Source organism: Actinomycetospora sp. NBRC 106375 (genome assembly GCF_030269665.1).
In the GTDB taxonomy this organism is placed as follows: domain Bacteria; phylum Actinomycetota; class Actinomycetes; order Mycobacteriales; family Pseudonocardiaceae; genus Actinomycetospora.
The window spans coordinates 1-15,939 of sequence record NZ_BSTS01000002.1; the positions used below are offsets into that span (position 1 = coordinate 1).

The 15,939-nt window shown below is 74.7% G+C and carries 16 protein-coding genes; 3 read left to right on the forward strand and 13 right to left on the reverse strand.

What is annotated here, in order from left to right; all coding sequences use genetic code 11:
- Nucleotides 1-177 precede the first annotated feature (177 nt).
- On the reverse strand, nt 178-720 hold the full coding sequence (locus QSK03_RS03485; RefSeq protein ID WP_285648597.1) for a TetR family transcriptional regulator: 543 nt from the start codon (nt 718-720) through the stop codon (nt 178-180).
- 98 nt (nt 721-818) lie between these two features.
- Between QSK03_RS03485 and QSK03_RS03490 the strand changes: the two genes are divergently transcribed.
- Nucleotides 819-1,307 carry a GNAT family N-acetyltransferase gene (locus tag QSK03_RS03490; RefSeq protein ID WP_285648598.1) on the forward strand — a complete coding sequence of 163 codons (489 nt, stop codon included), beginning with the start codon at nt 819-821 and terminating at the stop codon, nt 1,305-1,307.
- A 50-nt stretch (nt 1,308-1,357) separates the two neighbouring features.
- Here the strand turns inward: QSK03_RS03490 and QSK03_RS03495 are convergent, their stop codons facing one another.
- Genes QSK03_RS03495 through allB form a run of 3 tightly spaced genes read right to left on the reverse strand, consistent with a single transcriptional unit; the run spans nt 1,358 to nt 5,288 of the window.
- Nucleotides 1,358-2,536, reverse strand: coding sequence for a DUF6986 family protein (locus tag QSK03_RS03495; RefSeq protein WP_285648599.1), 1,179 nt, complete (start codon nt 2,534-2,536; stop codon nt 1,358-1,360).
- On the reverse strand, nt 2,533-3,951 hold the full coding sequence (gene alc, locus QSK03_RS03500) for an allantoicase (RefSeq protein ID WP_285648600.1): 1,419 nt from the start codon (nt 3,949-3,951) through the stop codon (nt 2,533-2,535). The genes QSK03_RS03495 and alc overlap by 4 nt, the downstream gene beginning before the upstream one ends.
- Nucleotides 3,948-5,288 (reverse strand): allantoinase AllB, encoded by a 1,341-nt coding sequence (allB, locus tag QSK03_RS03505; protein WP_285648601.1) that lies wholly within the window; start codon nt 5,286-5,288, stop codon nt 3,948-3,950. The genes alc and allB overlap by 4 nt, the downstream gene beginning before the upstream one ends.
- Before the next feature lie 127 nt (nt 5,289-5,415).
- Here allB and QSK03_RS03510 point away from each other — a divergent pair, with 127 nt between their 5' ends.
- Nucleotides 5,416-5,847, forward strand: coding sequence for a DoxX family protein (locus QSK03_RS03510; RefSeq protein ID WP_285648602.1), 432 nt, complete (start codon nt 5,416-5,418; stop codon nt 5,845-5,847).
- 126 nt (nt 5,848-5,973) lie between these two features.
- Here the strand turns inward: QSK03_RS03510 and pucL are convergent, their stop codons facing one another.
- From pucL to QSK03_RS03555, 9 genes are all read right to left on the reverse strand, one after another.
- Nucleotides 5,974-6,870, reverse strand: coding sequence for a factor-independent urate hydroxylase (pucL, locus tag QSK03_RS03515; RefSeq protein WP_285648603.1), 897 nt, complete (start codon nt 6,868-6,870; stop codon nt 5,974-5,976).
- 7 nt (nt 6,871-6,877) lie between these two features.
- Nucleotides 6,878-7,207, reverse strand: a complete 330-nt coding sequence (locus QSK03_RS03520; protein ID WP_285648604.1) for a hydroxyisourate hydrolase — start codon at nt 7,205-7,207, stop codon at nt 6,878-6,880.
- An 86-nt stretch (nt 7,208-7,293) separates the two neighbouring features.
- Nucleotides 7,294-8,559, reverse strand: coding sequence for an AI-2E family transporter (locus QSK03_RS03525; RefSeq protein ID WP_285648605.1), 1,266 nt, complete (start codon nt 8,557-8,559; stop codon nt 7,294-7,296).
- Nucleotides 8,560-8,708: 149 nt separating this feature from the next.
- On the reverse strand, nt 8,709-9,926 hold the full coding sequence (locus QSK03_RS03530; protein WP_285648606.1) for an NADP-dependent isocitrate dehydrogenase: 1,218 nt from the start codon (nt 9,924-9,926) through the stop codon (nt 8,709-8,711).
- A 123-nt stretch (nt 9,927-10,049) separates the two neighbouring features.
- On the reverse strand, nt 10,050-10,433 hold the full coding sequence (locus QSK03_RS33085; RefSeq protein WP_352231937.1) for a DUF3017 domain-containing protein: 384 nt from the start codon (nt 10,431-10,433) through the stop codon (nt 10,050-10,052).
- Nucleotides 10,434-10,680: 247 nt separating this feature from the next.
- Nucleotides 10,681-11,532: a bifunctional methylenetetrahydrofolate dehydrogenase/methenyltetrahydrofolate cyclohydrolase gene (locus QSK03_RS03540; protein WP_285648607.1), complete on the reverse strand. Its 852-nt coding sequence runs from the start codon at nt 11,530-11,532 to the stop codon at nt 10,681-10,683.
- A gap of 4 nt (nt 11,533-11,536) precedes the next feature.
- Entirely contained in the window at nt 11,537-12,550 is a 1,014-nt protein-coding gene (locus QSK03_RS03545; protein ID WP_285648608.1) for a DMT family transporter, read from the reverse strand.
- A 150-nt stretch (nt 12,551-12,700) separates the two neighbouring features.
- Nucleotides 12,701-14,527: an NAD-binding protein gene (locus tag QSK03_RS03550; protein ID WP_285648609.1), complete on the reverse strand. Its 1,827-nt coding sequence runs from the start codon at nt 14,525-14,527 to the stop codon at nt 12,701-12,703.
- Entirely contained in the window at nt 14,524-15,027 is a 504-nt protein-coding gene (locus tag QSK03_RS03555) for a hypothetical protein (protein ID WP_285648610.1), read from the reverse strand. The genes QSK03_RS03550 and QSK03_RS03555 overlap by 4 nt, the downstream gene beginning before the upstream one ends.
- Nucleotides 15,028-15,264: 237 nt before the next feature.
- On the opposite strand from QSK03_RS03555, the gene QSK03_RS03560 reads away from it, so the two are divergent.
- Nucleotides 15,265-15,930 carry a GPR1/FUN34/YaaH family transporter gene (locus QSK03_RS03560; protein WP_285648611.1) on the forward strand — a complete coding sequence of 222 codons (666 nt, stop codon included), beginning with the start codon at nt 15,265-15,267 and terminating at the stop codon, nt 15,928-15,930.
- The last annotated feature ends 9 nt before the right edge of the window (nt 15,931-15,939 follow it).

The window sequence follows — 15,939 nt, forward strand, 5'->3', positions numbered from 1 at the left end:
CGCCCGCCACCCCGACGTCCTGGCCGCTCAACGCCGCGAACGCGCCCGCATCCGCAGCGAACGACAACACCGCTGGGGCCGACCCCGAGCCGCATGACCCGGCAAACGTTCGTGGTCAACGCACTAGGGAGCCCGGCGGGCGCCGAGAAGCCCTCGCCGACAGTCGTCACGGGGACGTCACATGGCCTCGAGGTGCGCGGCGACGGCGGCGTCGAGACGGGGCTTGTCGCCGGTCGCGAGGAGGTCCAGCAGCGCCCCGCGAAGGACGGCGAGGAGCAGGGCGCGCTCGGCGGGACGGTCGAGCGACTGGTGCTCCGCCAGCAGGGCGTCCCAGTCGGCGACGGTCTGCGCCGCGAACCCCGCCCAGGGCCCGTGGTCGGCGTCCCCGACCGAGCGCGTGTACGCCTCGAGCCATAGCCGCAGCAGCGCGCGGTGCTCCTCGGCGGCGAGCCAGGCCCACACCCGCGCGCCGACCGTCTTCAGGTCCGCCGCACCACCGAGCGCGTCGAGCACGGCGAGCTGGTCGGCCCGGCTGCGGGCGAGCAGCGCGCGCACGAGCCCGTCCTTGCTGCCGAACAGGTAGAGCAGGACCCGCGGGCTCGACCCGATCGCCTCGGCCAGCGGGCGCAGGCTCATCCCCGCCCACCCGTGCTCGAGGACCCAGCCGTACGCCGCGTCGAGCAGCTCCTGCTGCCGCGCCGACCCTTCCCGGGGGGTCACCGGCGTGTCAGCGGTGGGCCACCGCGGACATCTGGTGTCTGTAGCGCCACACGCTCAGTGTGCTTCACTGAAACAGTCGTTTCAGTGAGGAGGTCGGCATGGGTGAGGTCACGATCCGCGAGCTGGGCGCGCCGGGCGATCTCGGCTGGGTGCTCATGGCGCACGGCGAGCGCTACGCCGCCGAGTACGGGTGGGCCATCGACGCGGTGACGGCGCCGATCGTGGCGGCGTACGCGATGCAGGCGCGGCCCGGACGGGACGCGGGGTGGATCGCCGAGCTCGACGGCGTCCGGGTCGGCAGCGTGCTGTGCGTCGAGCGCGATGACGCGACGGCCCAGCTGCGCCTGCTGCTGGTCGACCCCGACGCCCGCGGCCACGGCGTCGGCCGCCGGCTCGTGACGGCGTGCGTCGACTTCGCCCGCGACGCCGGCTACCGGCGCATGGTGCTGTGGACCAACGCGCCGCTCGCCGCGGCCCGGCGGCTCTACCTCGAGGCCGGGTTCACGCTGACCGGCGAGGAGAGCCACTCCGACTTCGGTGTCGAGACGCTCGGGCAGTCGTACGAGCTCGCCCTGACTCCTTCATGATCGAAGTACCGATACGGACGCTGAGCGTCTGTGACGGCACTTCGCTGACATCACGCCAACCCCGCGACCTCGTCGGCGTCCAGGGCCCCGCAGGCGAGGCCGCGGCGCAGGAAGGCCACGAGGGCGCGTTCGGTCGCCGGTTCGTCGAGCACGCCGGAGGCGGCGCCCTCGCGGTAGGCGCGCAGGCGTTCCACGGCGCGCGGGGCGCCGGCGCGGTGCACGGCGTGGACGACGGCCAGGCGGATCGGGACGTTGCCGGGGTGCATGTCCCAGCCCTGGCCGATGCCCAGCTCCAGCGCGCGGCGCACGATCCGGGCCTGCGCCCGCCAGGCCTCGAGCACGTCGGACGCGGACCCCACGGGCAGCAGCGCGCTCGACCCGTCGCACACCGGCACGCCGAGCGCGGCGCCCGCCACCTGCAGGACCGCCTTGGCGTGCTCGGCCGCGGGGTGGTCGGCGCGCTGCTGGTCGGGCGCGATACCCAACGCCGCCGAGTAGTCGTACGTGCCGTAGTGCAGGCCGGCGCAGCGCCCGCCCGCGGCGTCGATCAGCGACGTCACCCCGGTGAGCACGGCCCGCGGCGTCTCCACCTGGATCTCGACGGGGATCGGGTCGAGACCACGAGAGGTCTCCAACGACGCGCACGCCGCCACGAACGCCGCGACCTGCTCGGGCGCGGACACCTTCGGCAGCGTCACCCGCAGCCGGCCCGGGTCGCCGCCCGCGTCCAGGAAGGCGTCCAGGAACAGCGCCCACGACCGCAGCCCGCGCCGCCGGGTCGCCGCCTCCATCGACTTCACGCGCGGCCCGGCCCGCCACGGTGCGCGCTCGCCGGCGAGCACCGCCGCCACCGCCGCGCCGGCGTGGGCGGCGTCCGCGTCCTCGACGTCGTCGCCGCGGTGGCCGTAGCCGTCCTCGAGGTCGGCGCGCAGGTCGGCGACCGGGCAGGACCCGAGGACCCGACGCACCCGCGGGAGCACCGCCGGCAGGTCCTCGCCCACGTCGCCGACCAGCCCCGACCACGTGTCCAGCGCCTCGAGCGCCGCGGTTCCCCACGCCTGTGCCGTCGTCGCCGACACCCGGTCGGCGGGCACGTAGCAGACGTGGACCGGCTCCGGGCCCCGCGCGGACGCGGCAGCGCGGCGGTCCTCGTCGGACGCCAGGACCGCGTCGACGTCGGCCAAGGCCGCGTCGGCCTCCGCGACGAGCCGGTCGAGAGGAGCGCTCACGGCACCCACAGGTCCCGCAGCCGCAGTTCGGTGATCTCCGCGAGCTGGTGGCGCACGACGTCGGCCTCGGTGGCAGCGTCGTGCTCGAGGCGCTCGTGCAGCAGGGCCAGCATCTCCGCGCCGGTGCGCCCCGCCGCCCGCACGAGGTAGACGTGGCCGAAGCGCTCCTCGTAGGCGCGGTTGCCGGCGGCGAGGGCCGCCCGGTCCCCCTCCAGCACCCCGGCCTGCTCCCGTTGGCCACGCTCGCCGATCCGCGCGTGACCGGCGAGCGCCGCGCGCAGGTCGTCCTCGCCGAGCGCTGCCAGCCCGGTCACGGCCGCGGCGACGAACGCGTCGACGTCACCGAAGGGACGCTGCGCCACCAGGTCGGCGGCCCACCGGGGCGCGGCGCAGCAGCCGCGCACCACCGACTCGGCCACCGGGGCGGGCAGCGCGTCGAACCGTCGCATCCCGGCCGCGGCGACCGCGTCGGCCGTCGGGCGCCCGAACAGCCGCAGCCGCGCGAACCCGCCGTCGGGACGGACCTCGACGCGGACGCGGTCGACGAGCAGCCCGGTGTCCAGGCCCTCGGGCGCGCCGAACCAGTGCTCGGTGTCGGGCTGCAGGGGCGTGGCGGGCAGCAGCTCGGCGCCGCCGGGGCCGACCAGCCGCACGCTGCCGGGCGCGTTGCCGACGAAGTGGGTGGTGTCGACGACGACCTGGTGCACCCGCCCGGCCGCGCCGAGCCCGACGTCGACCCAGTCGAGGCCGTCGTCGCGGCGCCGTCGGGTCTCCCACCCCTCGCCCATGTGCGCCGCCGAGCCGGGGAGCAGCAGGTTCTCCGGCGGCGAGTAGTGGCGGTCGGACGCGTCGAGCACCCGGCCACCGTGCGCGAGCGCGGCGAGGTCGACGCCCAGCGAGCGCCACCGCCGCACGTCGGGGAGGACCTCGCCGAGCACCCGCAGCCGCGCGACGCCGCCGTCGGGGTGGATGACGAGCCGGACGTGCGTGGCGGCGCGGGGCGCGTCGGCCTCCCAGCGGTGCTCGCTGCTCCCGGACAGGGGCCCCGCGCACAGCGGCGTCCACGGCGCGGCCGCCGCCTCCCCGGGTGACGGGTGGCCCTCGATCCACGCCGTCTCGACACGGGCGGACACCGGGTGATTGCCGTCGAAGAACGCGGTGTCGACGACGACGGCGTGCACGAGCCCCGGCACGCCGAGCCGCACGACCGCCCAGTCGTCGCCGTCGGGACCGCGGTCGTCGCGGCGCCGGCGCGTCTCCCACCCGTCGTAGATCTGGCCCTTGTGCCCGAAGGTGCGCGCGGCGTGGGTGGGTGCCGCGGTGCGGACGAGGTTCTCCTTCTCGGCGAACGTCTCGTCGCTGGCCGCCACCACCCCGCCGCCGACGGCACGGACCGCGAGATCGACGAGACTCACGCACGCTCCCTGGTGGTGGGGGTCAGCAGGTGCCCGGCGCCCGGCGCGGTGCCGCGCAGCCACACGCGACGGATCTCCCCGCGCAGCTCCCGCCCGCCGTAGGGGCTGACGGGGTGGCGATGGTGCAGCCGGGCCGGGTCGACGACGGCGGCGGCGTCGGGGGCGAAGGCGACGAGGTCGGCGTCGCGGCCGACGGCGAGCGCGCCCTTGGTCGTCAGCCCGGCCAGGGCGGCGGGCCCGGCGGACATCCAGGACACGACGTCGGTGAGCCCGAGCCCGCGGGCGGCGGCGCCGGTCCACACGAGGCGCAGGCCCAGCTCCAGCGACGACACCCCACCCCACGCGCCGTCGAACCCGCCGGCCTTCAGCTCGGGCGGGCACGGCGAATGGTCGGACACGACGAGCCCGAGCGCGCCGTCGGCCAGCGCCGCCCACAGCGCCTCGCGGTTGGCCTCGTCGCGCACCGGCGGGCAGCACTTCCCGGCCGTGCTCGTGAGCGCCTCGGCGGCGAGCGAGAGGTAGTGCGGGCAGGTCTCGCCGGTGAGGTCCGAGCCGGCGACGACCCCCGCCGCCTCGACCGCGGACACGTGCAGGACGTGGATGCGCGCGCCGGTGGCCGCCGCGAGGTCGGCGAGCCGGCGGACCGCGGCGACCTCGGCGTCGGGCGGGCGGGACGCGAGGAACCCCGCGTAGTCCGCGGATGCGGTCGGGGAGGCCGCGAGGACGCCGTCGTCCTCGGCGTGCACGACGAGCGGCACGTCGAGCTCGGCGCACGTGCGCGCCGCGAGCGCGAGGTCGTCGGGACCGACGGGCGGGAACTCGGGCACGCCGGAGTCGGTGAGGAAGCACTTGAACCCGGCGACGCCGTCGTCGACCAGCTCGGCCATCGCGTCCGGGTCGACGCGGCCGGCCGGGTCCGGCTCCCCGTCGCGCAGCGGGACCGCGCCGCCCCAGAAGGCGACGTCGACGGCGACGCGGCGCTCCGCGGCCGCGCGTTTGGTCGCGAGGGCCGCGCGCGTCACGGTCGGTGGGACGCTGTTCAGCGGCATGTCGACGAGCGCGGTGACGCCGCCGGCCGCGGCGGCCGCCGTCGCCGTCGCGAACCCCTCCCAGTGCGTCCGGCCGGGCTCGTCGACGTGCACGTGGCTGTCGACGAGGCCGGGCAGGAGCACCTCGTCGTCGGCGAGGTCGACCACCGGCACGTCCTCCGGCGCGTCCGCGGGCGCCCCGACCGCCGTGATCCGGCCGTCGCGGACGCACACGGCGGCGGGCGCGACCCCGGTCGGCAGCAGCGCGCGGCGGGCCCGCACCACCAGGTCCGGGAGATCGACATCCATCGGCGCCGACCCTAGAGCAGCGGTGGGACCCCGCCGCGGTGGTCTGCCAGCATCGTCCCTTGACAGCATCAATCAGTCCTGTTTTAGTAGCAAACCAACAGGTTGAACTTCGCCCGAGGAGACCACGATGACCACCGCGACCCTGACCTCCGCCCCGTCGATCAGTCGCCCCCGCGCGGCGCGCATCGCTCTCGCCGCCCTGCAGGTCGTGCTCGCCGCGATCTACGTGATGGCCGCGTCGGGCAAGGTGACGCTCGACCCCACCGTCGTGGCCGGATTCGCGATGATGGGGATCGGCCCGGCGGGCACCGTCGCGATCGGCGTGCTCGAGCTCGCCGCCGTGGTCGGGCTGCTGATCCCGCGTCTGGCCGGGCTCGCCGCCACCGGGTGCGTGGCGCTGATGGTCGGCGCCACGATCACCACGGTCGCCACGATGGGCGTCGCGATGGCCGCCTTCCCCGCCGCCGTCCTCGTGCTCGTCGCCGTCGTCGCCTGGGTGCGGCGCCACGAGACCGCCGCGCTGGTCCGCCACCCGCGCCGGACGCTGCTGGAGCGCTGAGCCCGACGGTCGCCGCCCGGTCCGCGCGCACCCGTGGACCGGGCGTCGGCGTGTCGCCCAGGCGAGCGTGTGGCGATCCTGGCGTCACGTGCCAGGAAAGCCGCATTCCTCGCACACCCGCGTGCGTCAGCAGAAGCCGGCGATGCCCGCCCAGGCGGCGTCGTCGGCGGGGACGTCGTCGCGGGTCACCTGGGCCTCGATGAGGCCGTAGGGCCGGTCGGCGGCGTACCAGACCTCGTTGGGGTTCTCGAGGCCCCAGGCCGACAGGTCGACGAGGAAGTGGTGCTTGTTGGGCATCGAGAACCGGATCTCGGCGATCTCCGGGTGCGCCTCGAGCACGCCCTGGCCCATCGCGTACAGCGTCTGCTGCATCGAGTAGCTGTGGGTGCCGGCGAAGAAGTCCAGCATCGTCTGGCGGACCGCGGCGAACGACGTGTCCCAGTCGACGTCCGTACCGACATGGCGCCAGCGGGAGGAGACGGCGGTCGCGAGGATGCGGTCGGTGGTCTCCACCAGCGAGGTGTACTCGACGTCGGGGAAGCCCCAGAACTCGCTGCCGGTGCTCTTGAGCACGACGAGGTCGGTCAGGCCCGAGATCACCGTCTCGGCGGCGCCGCGCTTGGTGACGACGACCGTGCGCGTCTCGGTGCCCGAGCGCACGAAGGCGTGGTCGTGCGGCCCGCCGTCACTGGTCTCGATGCGCCCCCAGCCGTACTCCTCGATCTCCTGGCGGGCGCCGGTGACCTGGTCGTACCGGTCGACGAAGTTCCGCGCCATGCGCAGCGCGAACTCCTCGATCGCCCCGACGCCGCCGGTGCGGGCGAGCGCGTAGACGGTGTTCTTCTGGGTGTCGGTCGCGATCACGGCGTCGTTGGCGCCGGTGGTGTGCGTCGCGGTGAAGTCACCGAAGAGCTGGCTGGTGACGTTGAGGTCCTTGATGACGTGCCGCGGTGTCGAGCGGTCCACGTGGACCAGACGCACCTCGGCCTTCCCGTACTGGTTGGTGCCCAGGACGATGCCCACTCCGCGATCAGCTCCCCAGGTAGGTCGTGTGGGAGAAGGGTCCGGCGAGCACGGGCAGGTGGTAGTGCGTCCGTACCCCGTCCAGCCGGACGTGCACGGTGATCCGCGGGTGGAACACCGTGCCGTGGGTCCGGGTGACGTACTCCTCGACGTCGAGGGTCAGCGTCACGTCCCCGGGCCCGAACGCCTCGTCGTTGAGCGCGCCGATGCGGCCGTCGTCATCGGTGGTGCCGGCGCCCAGCACCGCACCGTCGTCGGTCCGCAGCACCGCCGGGATCCCGGCCGCCGGGCGGCCGGTGGCGATGTCCAGCACGTGGGTCGACAGGCGCTCGATCACGAGCGCACCTCCTGATGACGGTCGCGGGGAATCAGTAGAGGCGACCGATGTTGCCGCGCGGTGACGGGAGGGTTCCTCCCGGGTGGTCACCCGCCCGCCGCGGCCCCGGGCGTGGACGCCGAGGTGCCGGAGGCGCCGGAGGTGCCGGACGTGCCCGTCTCGTCCGCGGTGTCCGTGTCGCCCCGGTCCTCCTCGGTCTCGTCGTCCTGCATCGTCGCCACGGCGTCCTCGCTCGGCTTGTCCTGCTCGCCGGTCCGCAGGTCGATCTGCTCGCCGAAGTAGCGCAGGACCTCCGCGATCACGGCCGCCACGGGCACCGCGAGGAACGCGCCGGCGATGCCGGCGAGGCTCGTGCCGGCCGTCACCGCGAGGATCACGATCGCCGAGTTGAGCCCGAGGCCCCGGCCCTGGACCAGCGGCTGGAGCAGGTTCCCCTCCACCTGCTGCACCACGAGGATGAGGATCAGCACGCCGATCGCGGTGCCGACGCCCTTCACCACGAGCGCGATGAGCACCGACAGGGCGCCCGCGACGAGCGAGCCGACGATCGGGATGAACGCGCCGAAGAACGTCAGCACCGCCAGCGGCAGGGCCAGCGGCACTCCGAAGACCACGAGGCCGACGCCGATGAACACGGCGTCGACGAACCCGATGAGCGCCTGGCTGCGGATGAAGCCGCCGAGGCGCAGCCAGCTGCGGGCCCCGACCTCGGCGAGGTGGTCGCCGGACGTGGGACCCGCGAAGCGGTGCAGCCAGGGCAGGAACTTCGGGCCGTCCTTGACGAACAGGAACGCGAGCACCAGCGCGAGGACGCCGTTGACGACGCTGTTGGCGACCGTGGTCAGGCCGGTGAGCACGCCGGTGGCGATCTGCCCGGCGCTCTCCTGGAGCCGCTGGGTCGCGGCCTGGATGTACTGGCCGATCTGGCTCGCGCCGAGGTTGAACGGTGGGCCCTGCAGCCAGCCCTGCACCTGCTGGACCCCGCCCACGGCGCCCTGCGCGATCTGCGGCGCCTGGCCGGCCACGGACGGGGCGATCAGCGCGACGATCCCGCCGAGCGCCGCCAGGCCCAGCAGGAGGACGAGAGCGGTCGCCAGCACGCCGGGCACCCGCCGGTTGCGCAGCCACGTCACCGGCGGCTCGACCACCGTCGCGATCACCAGGCCGAGGAACACCGGGAACACGACGTCCCACAGCGCGACGACGAGGAACCCGACGACCGTCACCGCCGCCGCGACGAGCAGGAAGCGCAGGCTCCAGCGCGCCGTCCACGCGAGCCCCTCGCCGATGAGGTGCCCCCGCGACGGCGTCACGCCGCGAGCGATGTCGCGCGACGCCGGGGCCTCGTCCATGGTCGCGAGTCTGTCAGCGATCGGGGTCCTCCGGCGGGATGCGGCCTCTGATCGCGTCGGGGTGCCCGCCGGCCCGCGGGGGTACGCCGCCCCCGCACGACGCAGGGCCCCGCCCGAGCAGATCGGACGGGGCACTGCGCGGGGTCGTGCTAGCTCGCGACGGCCTTGGCGAGGCCCTCGTCGATGGCGTCCAGGAAGTCCTGGGTGTTGAGGTAGGGCGCGTCCTTACCGATCAGCAGCGCGAGGTCCTTGGTCATCTTGCCGTCCTCGACGGTCTTGACGCAGACGTCCTCGAGCTTCTGCGCGAAGTCGACGAGGGCGTCGTTGCCGTCGAGACGGCCGCGCTGGGCGAGGCCGCGGCTCCAGGCGAAGATCGACGCGATCGGGTTGGTCGACGTCTCCTTGCCCTGCTGGTGCTGGCGGAAGTGCCGGGTCACCGTGCCGTGGGCGGCCTCGGCCTCGACGGTGCCGTCGGGCGTCATGAGCACCGACGTCATGAGGCCGAGCGAGCCGAAGCCCTGCGCGACGACATCGGACTCGACGTCACCGTCGTAGTTCTTGCACGCCCAGACGTAGCCGCCCTCCCACTTGAGCGCCGCGGCGACCATGTCGTCGATGAGGCGGTGCTCGTAGGTCAGGCCGGCCTTCTCGAAGTCGGCCTTGAACTCCGACTCGAAGATCTCCTCGAAGGTGTCGCGGAACATGCCGTCGTACGCCTTGAGGATGGTGTTCTTGGTCGACATGTAGACCGGGTAGTCCCGGTCCAGCCCGTAGCGCAGCGAGGCGCGGGCGAAGTCGCGGATCGAGTTCTTGAAGTTGTACATGCCCAGCGCGACGCCCCCCTCCTCGGGGAACTTCGCGACCTGGAACTCCATCGGCTCGCCCTCGCCGTCGGGCGTGTAGCTGATGGTGACGGTGCCGGGCCCGGGGACCTTGAAGTCCTGCGCCAGGTACTGGTCGCCGTGGGCGTGACGCCCGACGACGATCGGCTTGGTCCAGTGCGGGACGTAGCGCGGGATGTTCGAGCAGACGATCGGCTCGCGGAAGATCGTGCCGCCGAGGATGTTGCGGATCGTCCCGTTGGGCGAGCGGTACATCCGCTTGAGCCCGAACTCCTCGACCCGCGCCTCGTCCGGCGTGATCGTCGCGCACTTCACGCCGACGCCGTGCTTCTTGATGGCGTTGGCGGCGTCGACGGTGACCTGGTCGTCGGTCTCGTCGCGCTTCTCGATGCCCAGGTCGTAGTACTCGAGGTCGATGTCGAGGTACGGGTGGATCAGCTTGTCCTTGATGAACTGCCAGATGATCCGCGTCATCTCGTCACCGTCGAGCTCGACGACGGTGCCCTCTACCTTGATCTTCGCCACGACTCGGGAGACCTCCTCATGCGGCGCGTCCGTCGGCGCCTGCTGACCTGGTCGCACGCTATCAACGGCCCCGCGGCGACGACGCCCGAGGAACCGCCCTGGTGCCGGGCGTCACCGATGGGGTCACCGGTAGGCGAGCGGTCCCCCGGTGATGGTCAGGGAGACGGCGACGACCACGAGTCCGAACAGGACGTAGGTGACGATGTCGACGCGCCGGCTGCGCACCGCGAGCAGGCCGGCCGCGGTACGGGTCAGGCTCGCGCGCAGCGCGCCCGCGACCAGGAGCGCGACGCCGAGCTCGGTGGTCCCCTCGCGCCAGTGCTGCATCCCGATCCGCGTGAACCCGATGGCGACGACGACCATCACCGCGAGGAACGGCAGGTGCGCGAGCACCTTGCGCCGCCATTCCGCGCGCTTCTCCTCCGGCGTCCGCGCGGGGCGGGCGTGGCGCCCGGCCGGCAGCATCTCGGTGGGGCTCTCGTCGGGCGGGGGCGGCGGCGCCGGCACCGGACGCAGCGGCGACTGCTGTCGCGCGTGCCGGGGATCCGGCGGGACCGGCGGCTGCTGGGGCGCCGGTGGCCCGGGAGGTGCCGGCGCCCGGCTCGGCGCCGGACCGGCCTGACCCGCTCGACCCGTGGCGTGGTCCGCCGGCTCGCCCGGGACCCGACCCTGCTCCGGGACCCGTCGGGGTCCCGGTGGCGGTTCCGGCGGGCCCGGCGGTGTCGACCGGGGGGTCACGCTGGTCATCCGACGGTCATCCGGCACTGCGCTCCGCGCGCTCGACGACATTGGTGAGCAGCATCCCGCGCGTCATCGGCCCGACCCCACCCGGGACGGGGGCGAGGTACGAGGCGACGTCGGCGACCTCCGGCGCGACGTCACCGACGAGGCCGTGCTCGCCGCGGGTGATGCCGACGTCGAGCACGGCGGCGCCGGGCTTGACCGTGTCGGGTGTGACCAGCCCGGGCACGCCCGCCGCGGCGACGATCACGTCGGCGGCGCGCAGCTCGGCGGCGACGTCCTTGGTGCCCGTGTGGCACAGAGTGACCGTGGCGTTGACCGAGCGGAGGGTCAGCAGCAGGCCCAGCGGGCGGCCCACCGTCACGCCGCGGCCGAGGACGGTGACCTTCGCGCCGTTCAGCGGCACGTCGTAGCGGCGCAGCAGCTCGACCACCCCGCGCGGGGTGCACGGCAGCGGGCCCGGCTCCTGGAGCACGAGCCGCCCGAGGTTGGTGGGGTGCAGGCCGTCGGCGTCCTTGTCCGGGTCGATGCGTTCGAGCACCGCGCCGGAGTCGAGTCCCTTCGGTAGCGGGAGCTGGACGATGTACCCCGTGCACGCCGGGTCGGCGTTGAGCTCGTCGATCGCGGCCTCGACGTCGGCCTGGGTGGCGTCGGCGGGCAGGTCACGGCGGATCGAGTCGATCCCGACCTTGGCGCAGTCGTTGTGCTTGGCCTTCACGTAGGAGTGCGACCCGGGGTCGTCGCCGACGAGCACCGTCCCCAGACCCGGGGTGCGGCCCGCCGCCGTGAGCTTCTCCACCCGCACCCGCAGGTCCTCGAGGATCGCGGCGAGGGTGGCCTTCCCGTCCAGCTTGGTCGCGGTCACGACCTCATGATGGCAGGTCGGGCCGTGGGTCCCCTGTCACCCGACGCCGGCGCGGCCACGGCGCCGACGCGATCCCCGCCGCGACGAGCGTGAGCACGGCCCCGAGCACCGTGGTGACCCCGGGCGTCCCGGCCGCGGAGGGCAGGACGAGGTCGAGCACGAGCGCGCAGACGATCTGGCCCGCGACCGCGCCCAGCGAGAGCAGCAGCACGCCGATCTGGCCGACGACCCACGCGCCGAGCCCGATGAAGATCGCGCCGAAGGGCCCGCCGAGGTAGAGGAACCAGTCGCTCGGCAGCGGGTTCGGCGGCCCGACCAGGAGCACCGCGACGATCCCGGCCATGACGAGCGCGACGAGCCCGACCACGAAGTTGACCATCGCGGCCGGGAGCACCGAGGCGACGACGGAGTCGTGCCCGTCGGCGTCGGACCCGCCCGCGGCGGCGGCGACCCGCCCGTTGAGCGCCTGCTGGGTGGCGACGGCGACCCCGGCGGCCAGCGGGAGCAGCGCCAGCGCCACCGGGGCGTCGGTGCTCACCGACGGCGCCACCGACAGCACGACCGCCCCGAGCATGAGCACCGCGCCGACCAGGCGGGGCGGTGTCGTCGCCTGCGGCCCGGCGGGCCCGAGCCCCGCGCGGTCGACGACGAGGCCGCCGCCGGACTGGCCCGCGACGACGGCGATGGTGAAGAGCGCCGTGCCGAGGAGGTGGGCGGTCAGCCCCTGCCCGGCGACGAGCAGCGCGCCGCCCAGCCCCCCGAGCAGCTGCCAGGGCCGCAGCGTCCCCCGGCGCCGCGCCGCCCCGACCCGCCGCAGCCCCCGCCGGCCCGCCGGCACGAGGGCGAGGAGCACGAGCAGCAGCGCGAGCCCGAGACCGAACGAGATGACCGCGGCGACCACGCCGTTCCCGAGCTCGGTGCCGAGCTCCGCGTTGACCCGGGCCTGCCCGACGATGAACGCGCCGGTGACGAACGCGCCGGCCAGGCCGAGAGCGGTGCGCGAACGGGGTGGGGCCACGGTCCCGGGAACCTATCCCGGTACCCGCCCCGGCGCCCGTCCCGCAGCGCCGCCCGGTCCCGCAGCACCGCCCGGTCCGCAGCGAACGGGTATCTCGTGCGCTGAGAAGCAGCGAACGCCACGTTCGCTGCCACCACCCCGGGGGCTCGCTCAGCGGCCGGTGTGGCGGCGCAGGACGTCGAGGAGCTCCGAGTACGGGCCGACGAGGAACGCCTCGTCGCCGGCGGCGAGGCGGGTGTCGCGGCGGGGCGGGTGCTCGAGCACGGCCGAGCCGGCGCGGTGCAGCGCGACGACGCGGGTGCGGGCGGCGAGCTCGTGCAGCACGAGGCCGTCGAGGCCGCTGCCGGGCGCCACGGTGAGGCGTCCGAGCAGGAACGCGCGACCGTGCACCGGGAACGTGCCGAGGACCGCCAGCCCGAGGGCGCCGCCCACGAACCACGGGGCGGCGAGCTCGGCGACCGAGCGGACGAAGCGGAAGTCGAAGCGGTCGGCGGCGGTGCGCGCGAGCTCGCGGTCGAGGATCCGCAGCACCACCGGTACCGCGGTCCAGCGCTCGCCGAGCGTCTCGCGCACCGCGAGCCCGGTCTCGACGTTGGCCATGTCGTCGCTGGTGACGACGGCGACCGCGGCGGCGTGCGGCACCCGGGCGGCGCGCAGGATGCCGGCGTCGGTCGCGTCGCCGAAGACCACGGGCGCCCCGGCCGCACCGGCCCGGTCGAGGAACCGGTTGCTCGCGTCGCGCTCGACGACCACCACCTCGCGGTCGCGCTCGCGCAGCGCCTCCAGCACGGCGACCCCGACGGCCCCGAGCCCGATGAGCACGACGTGGCCGCGCGCCCCCGACGCCCGGCGGCGCCCGGCGGTCTCGGCGAGGCGCCTGCTGATGAGCATGTCGGTGAAGAAGGCGATGGGGATCGCCGTGGCGACGACCCCGGCGAGCATGAGGAACACCGCCCACAGCCGCAGCCAGAGCGCCTGCTCGGCGAAGCTGTAGTCGCCGAACCCGACCGTGGCCACCGACTCGACGGTGAAGTAGAGCGCGTCGACGGGCGACATGCCCGGGTCGTCGTAGCCCAGGCTGAGCACCACGGTCGACACCACGATCAGCCCGAGCAGCGCGACGAGGGCCCACCCGAGGCCCCGGTCGGCCTCGCGGACCAGCTGGACGAGGGCGGCCGCGGCCCGGCGCAGGCGGCCGTGGCCCGCCCGGCGCGCCTCCGGGTCCCAGCCGCCGCCGCGGCGCGTCACCCGGCGCTCCGGCGCCGGTTCGTCCGTCGCGATGCCCGCGGCGGCCAGCTCCCCGGGCGTGCCCAGCAGCGCGACCCGGTCGCCGGGCGCGACAGCGCGGTCACGGCTCGGGCAGACGGCGGTGGCGGCCTCGTCGTGGTCACCCTCGCGCGGCGTCACCGCGAGCGGCACGAGGTCCCCGTACAGGGTCCGCAGCGTCCCGGCCCGGGGCGCCGTCGTCGACGCGGAGAGGAACCGGTGGCCGCCGACGTCGAGCTCGTGCACCGGGCTCTGCAGGCACGCCTCGACCACCGTCGGCGTGGCCAGGGCCGCGACGTCGAGCACTGTGTCCGGTCCGGGTCCGCCCGCCACCGCGCGGCCGACCGCCGCCGTGGCGAGCGCGGTCACGACGCGGACGTCGTCGCGCCGTTCGCGGACCACGAGCGCCAGGCGCAGCGCCCGCAGGTCGTCGGACTCGGCGCAGACCACCGCCGAGGCGGTGTCGAGACCGGCGGCCTCGAGCGCGCCGGCCTCGGTGGCGTCGCGCTCGACCACGGTCGCGCCGAGAGCGCTCGCGGCCCGGTGGGTGCGGGCCGGGGCGGTGTCGTCGACGACCACCACCTCCTGGCCGGCCGCGACGAGCTGCTCGACCACCCGCAGCCCGAGCCCCTCGAGCCCGCACACCACGACGTGTCCGCGACGCGGAGCCGCGTGCGTGGCGGTGCCGGGGCGGGCCTCCGGGGCGCTCACCGCCGGAGGCTCCCGAGTCGTGCCGTCGCGGTGTTCGTGGCGACCACGCCGCCGGCGTAGATCGCGTGCTGCACGACGCTGGTCGTGAGCAGGTCGCGCCGCCAGCGCCACGGCGGCGGGGTGTCGCCGAGGACCGGGAAGAGCCCGAGCGCCATCGCCTGACAACCCCCGAGGAACAGCAGCCCGGCGGCGGGCTCGCCGCGCACCCTCTGCAGCGCGACGTGCCCGGCGCCGACCACCGAGCCGTAGCCCCAGTGCACGAGCCAGAACAGCGCCGTGCGGCCGCGCTCGGAGCGCGGGGCCCACCCGACGACGTGGCGCAGCAGGGTCGACGCGGCGATGACGACGTGCTCGCTGTCGTCGTAGTCGAGGATCGCGGTGACGTCGGTGGTCGCGATGCCGTGCCGCCGCGCGTAGCGCCGGCGCCGGAGGTGCGCCGCGAGGCTCATCGCCCCGGTGCCGACGGCGCCCCCGACCACGCCGCGGGCGGCCGTATACACCAGATCCCCGCTCCCCCGCCCCGGCCTCATGGACCGCAGCATGCCCTGAACCGGTTCATGGTGCGGACGGACGGGTGACCTCCCCGTCAGACCCTCTCCGACTGGCCCGGTGCGCACAGGGCGTGTCTCACCTCACACTCGTCGTACACGCGGGGTACCCGTGGTGCTGCCACCTGGCCGAACGGTGGTGGGCAACGGGTCCCTACGCCACCGCGGACGTTTCACGAAGGAGTGGGAATGACCACGATCGACGAGCAGTCCGGCGCAGCGCATGCGGCACCCGACAGCAGTGCCGACGAGGCAGCCGCAGCAGCAGCGGCGGCCAACCCGGCGCTGGTCGGCGTCCCGACGTTCGTCATCGGGTCCGTGGCACTCGGTCTGTACCTCATCGGGTTCACGGGCTCGTCGGACAACGCCGCCATCGGCATGGTGCCGATCCTGTTCGCCTCGAACGGCATCGGCCAGCTGATCGCCTGCGTCTGGGCCGCACGCCTCGGCCAGGGGCCGGTCGCCGCCATCTTCGGCATCTTCGGCGCGTTCTGGATCAGCTTCCCGCTCCTCGTGCTCGGCCTGGGCCACAACTGGTTCGGCGACGCGACCGTCGAGGGTGCGGCCACCGCGGCGCAGGAGACCTTCCTGCTCACGTGGCTGATCGGCATCGTGGTGCTCACGCTGGCGTCGCTGCGCCTGCCGTCGATCTTCACGCTGCTGTTCGTGCTGGTCGACGCCGCCCTGCTGCTCGTGCTGCTGGGCACGGCGAGCGGCTCGACCGGGCTGCTCGCGATCGGCGGCATCGTGGTGTTCGCCTTCGCGCTCGTGGGCGTCTACCTGTTCGTCGACGCCATGGGCCAGGCGGCTGGCGGCAAGGCGATGCCGATGGGCAAGCCGATCATCGGCGGCTGATCCACCACC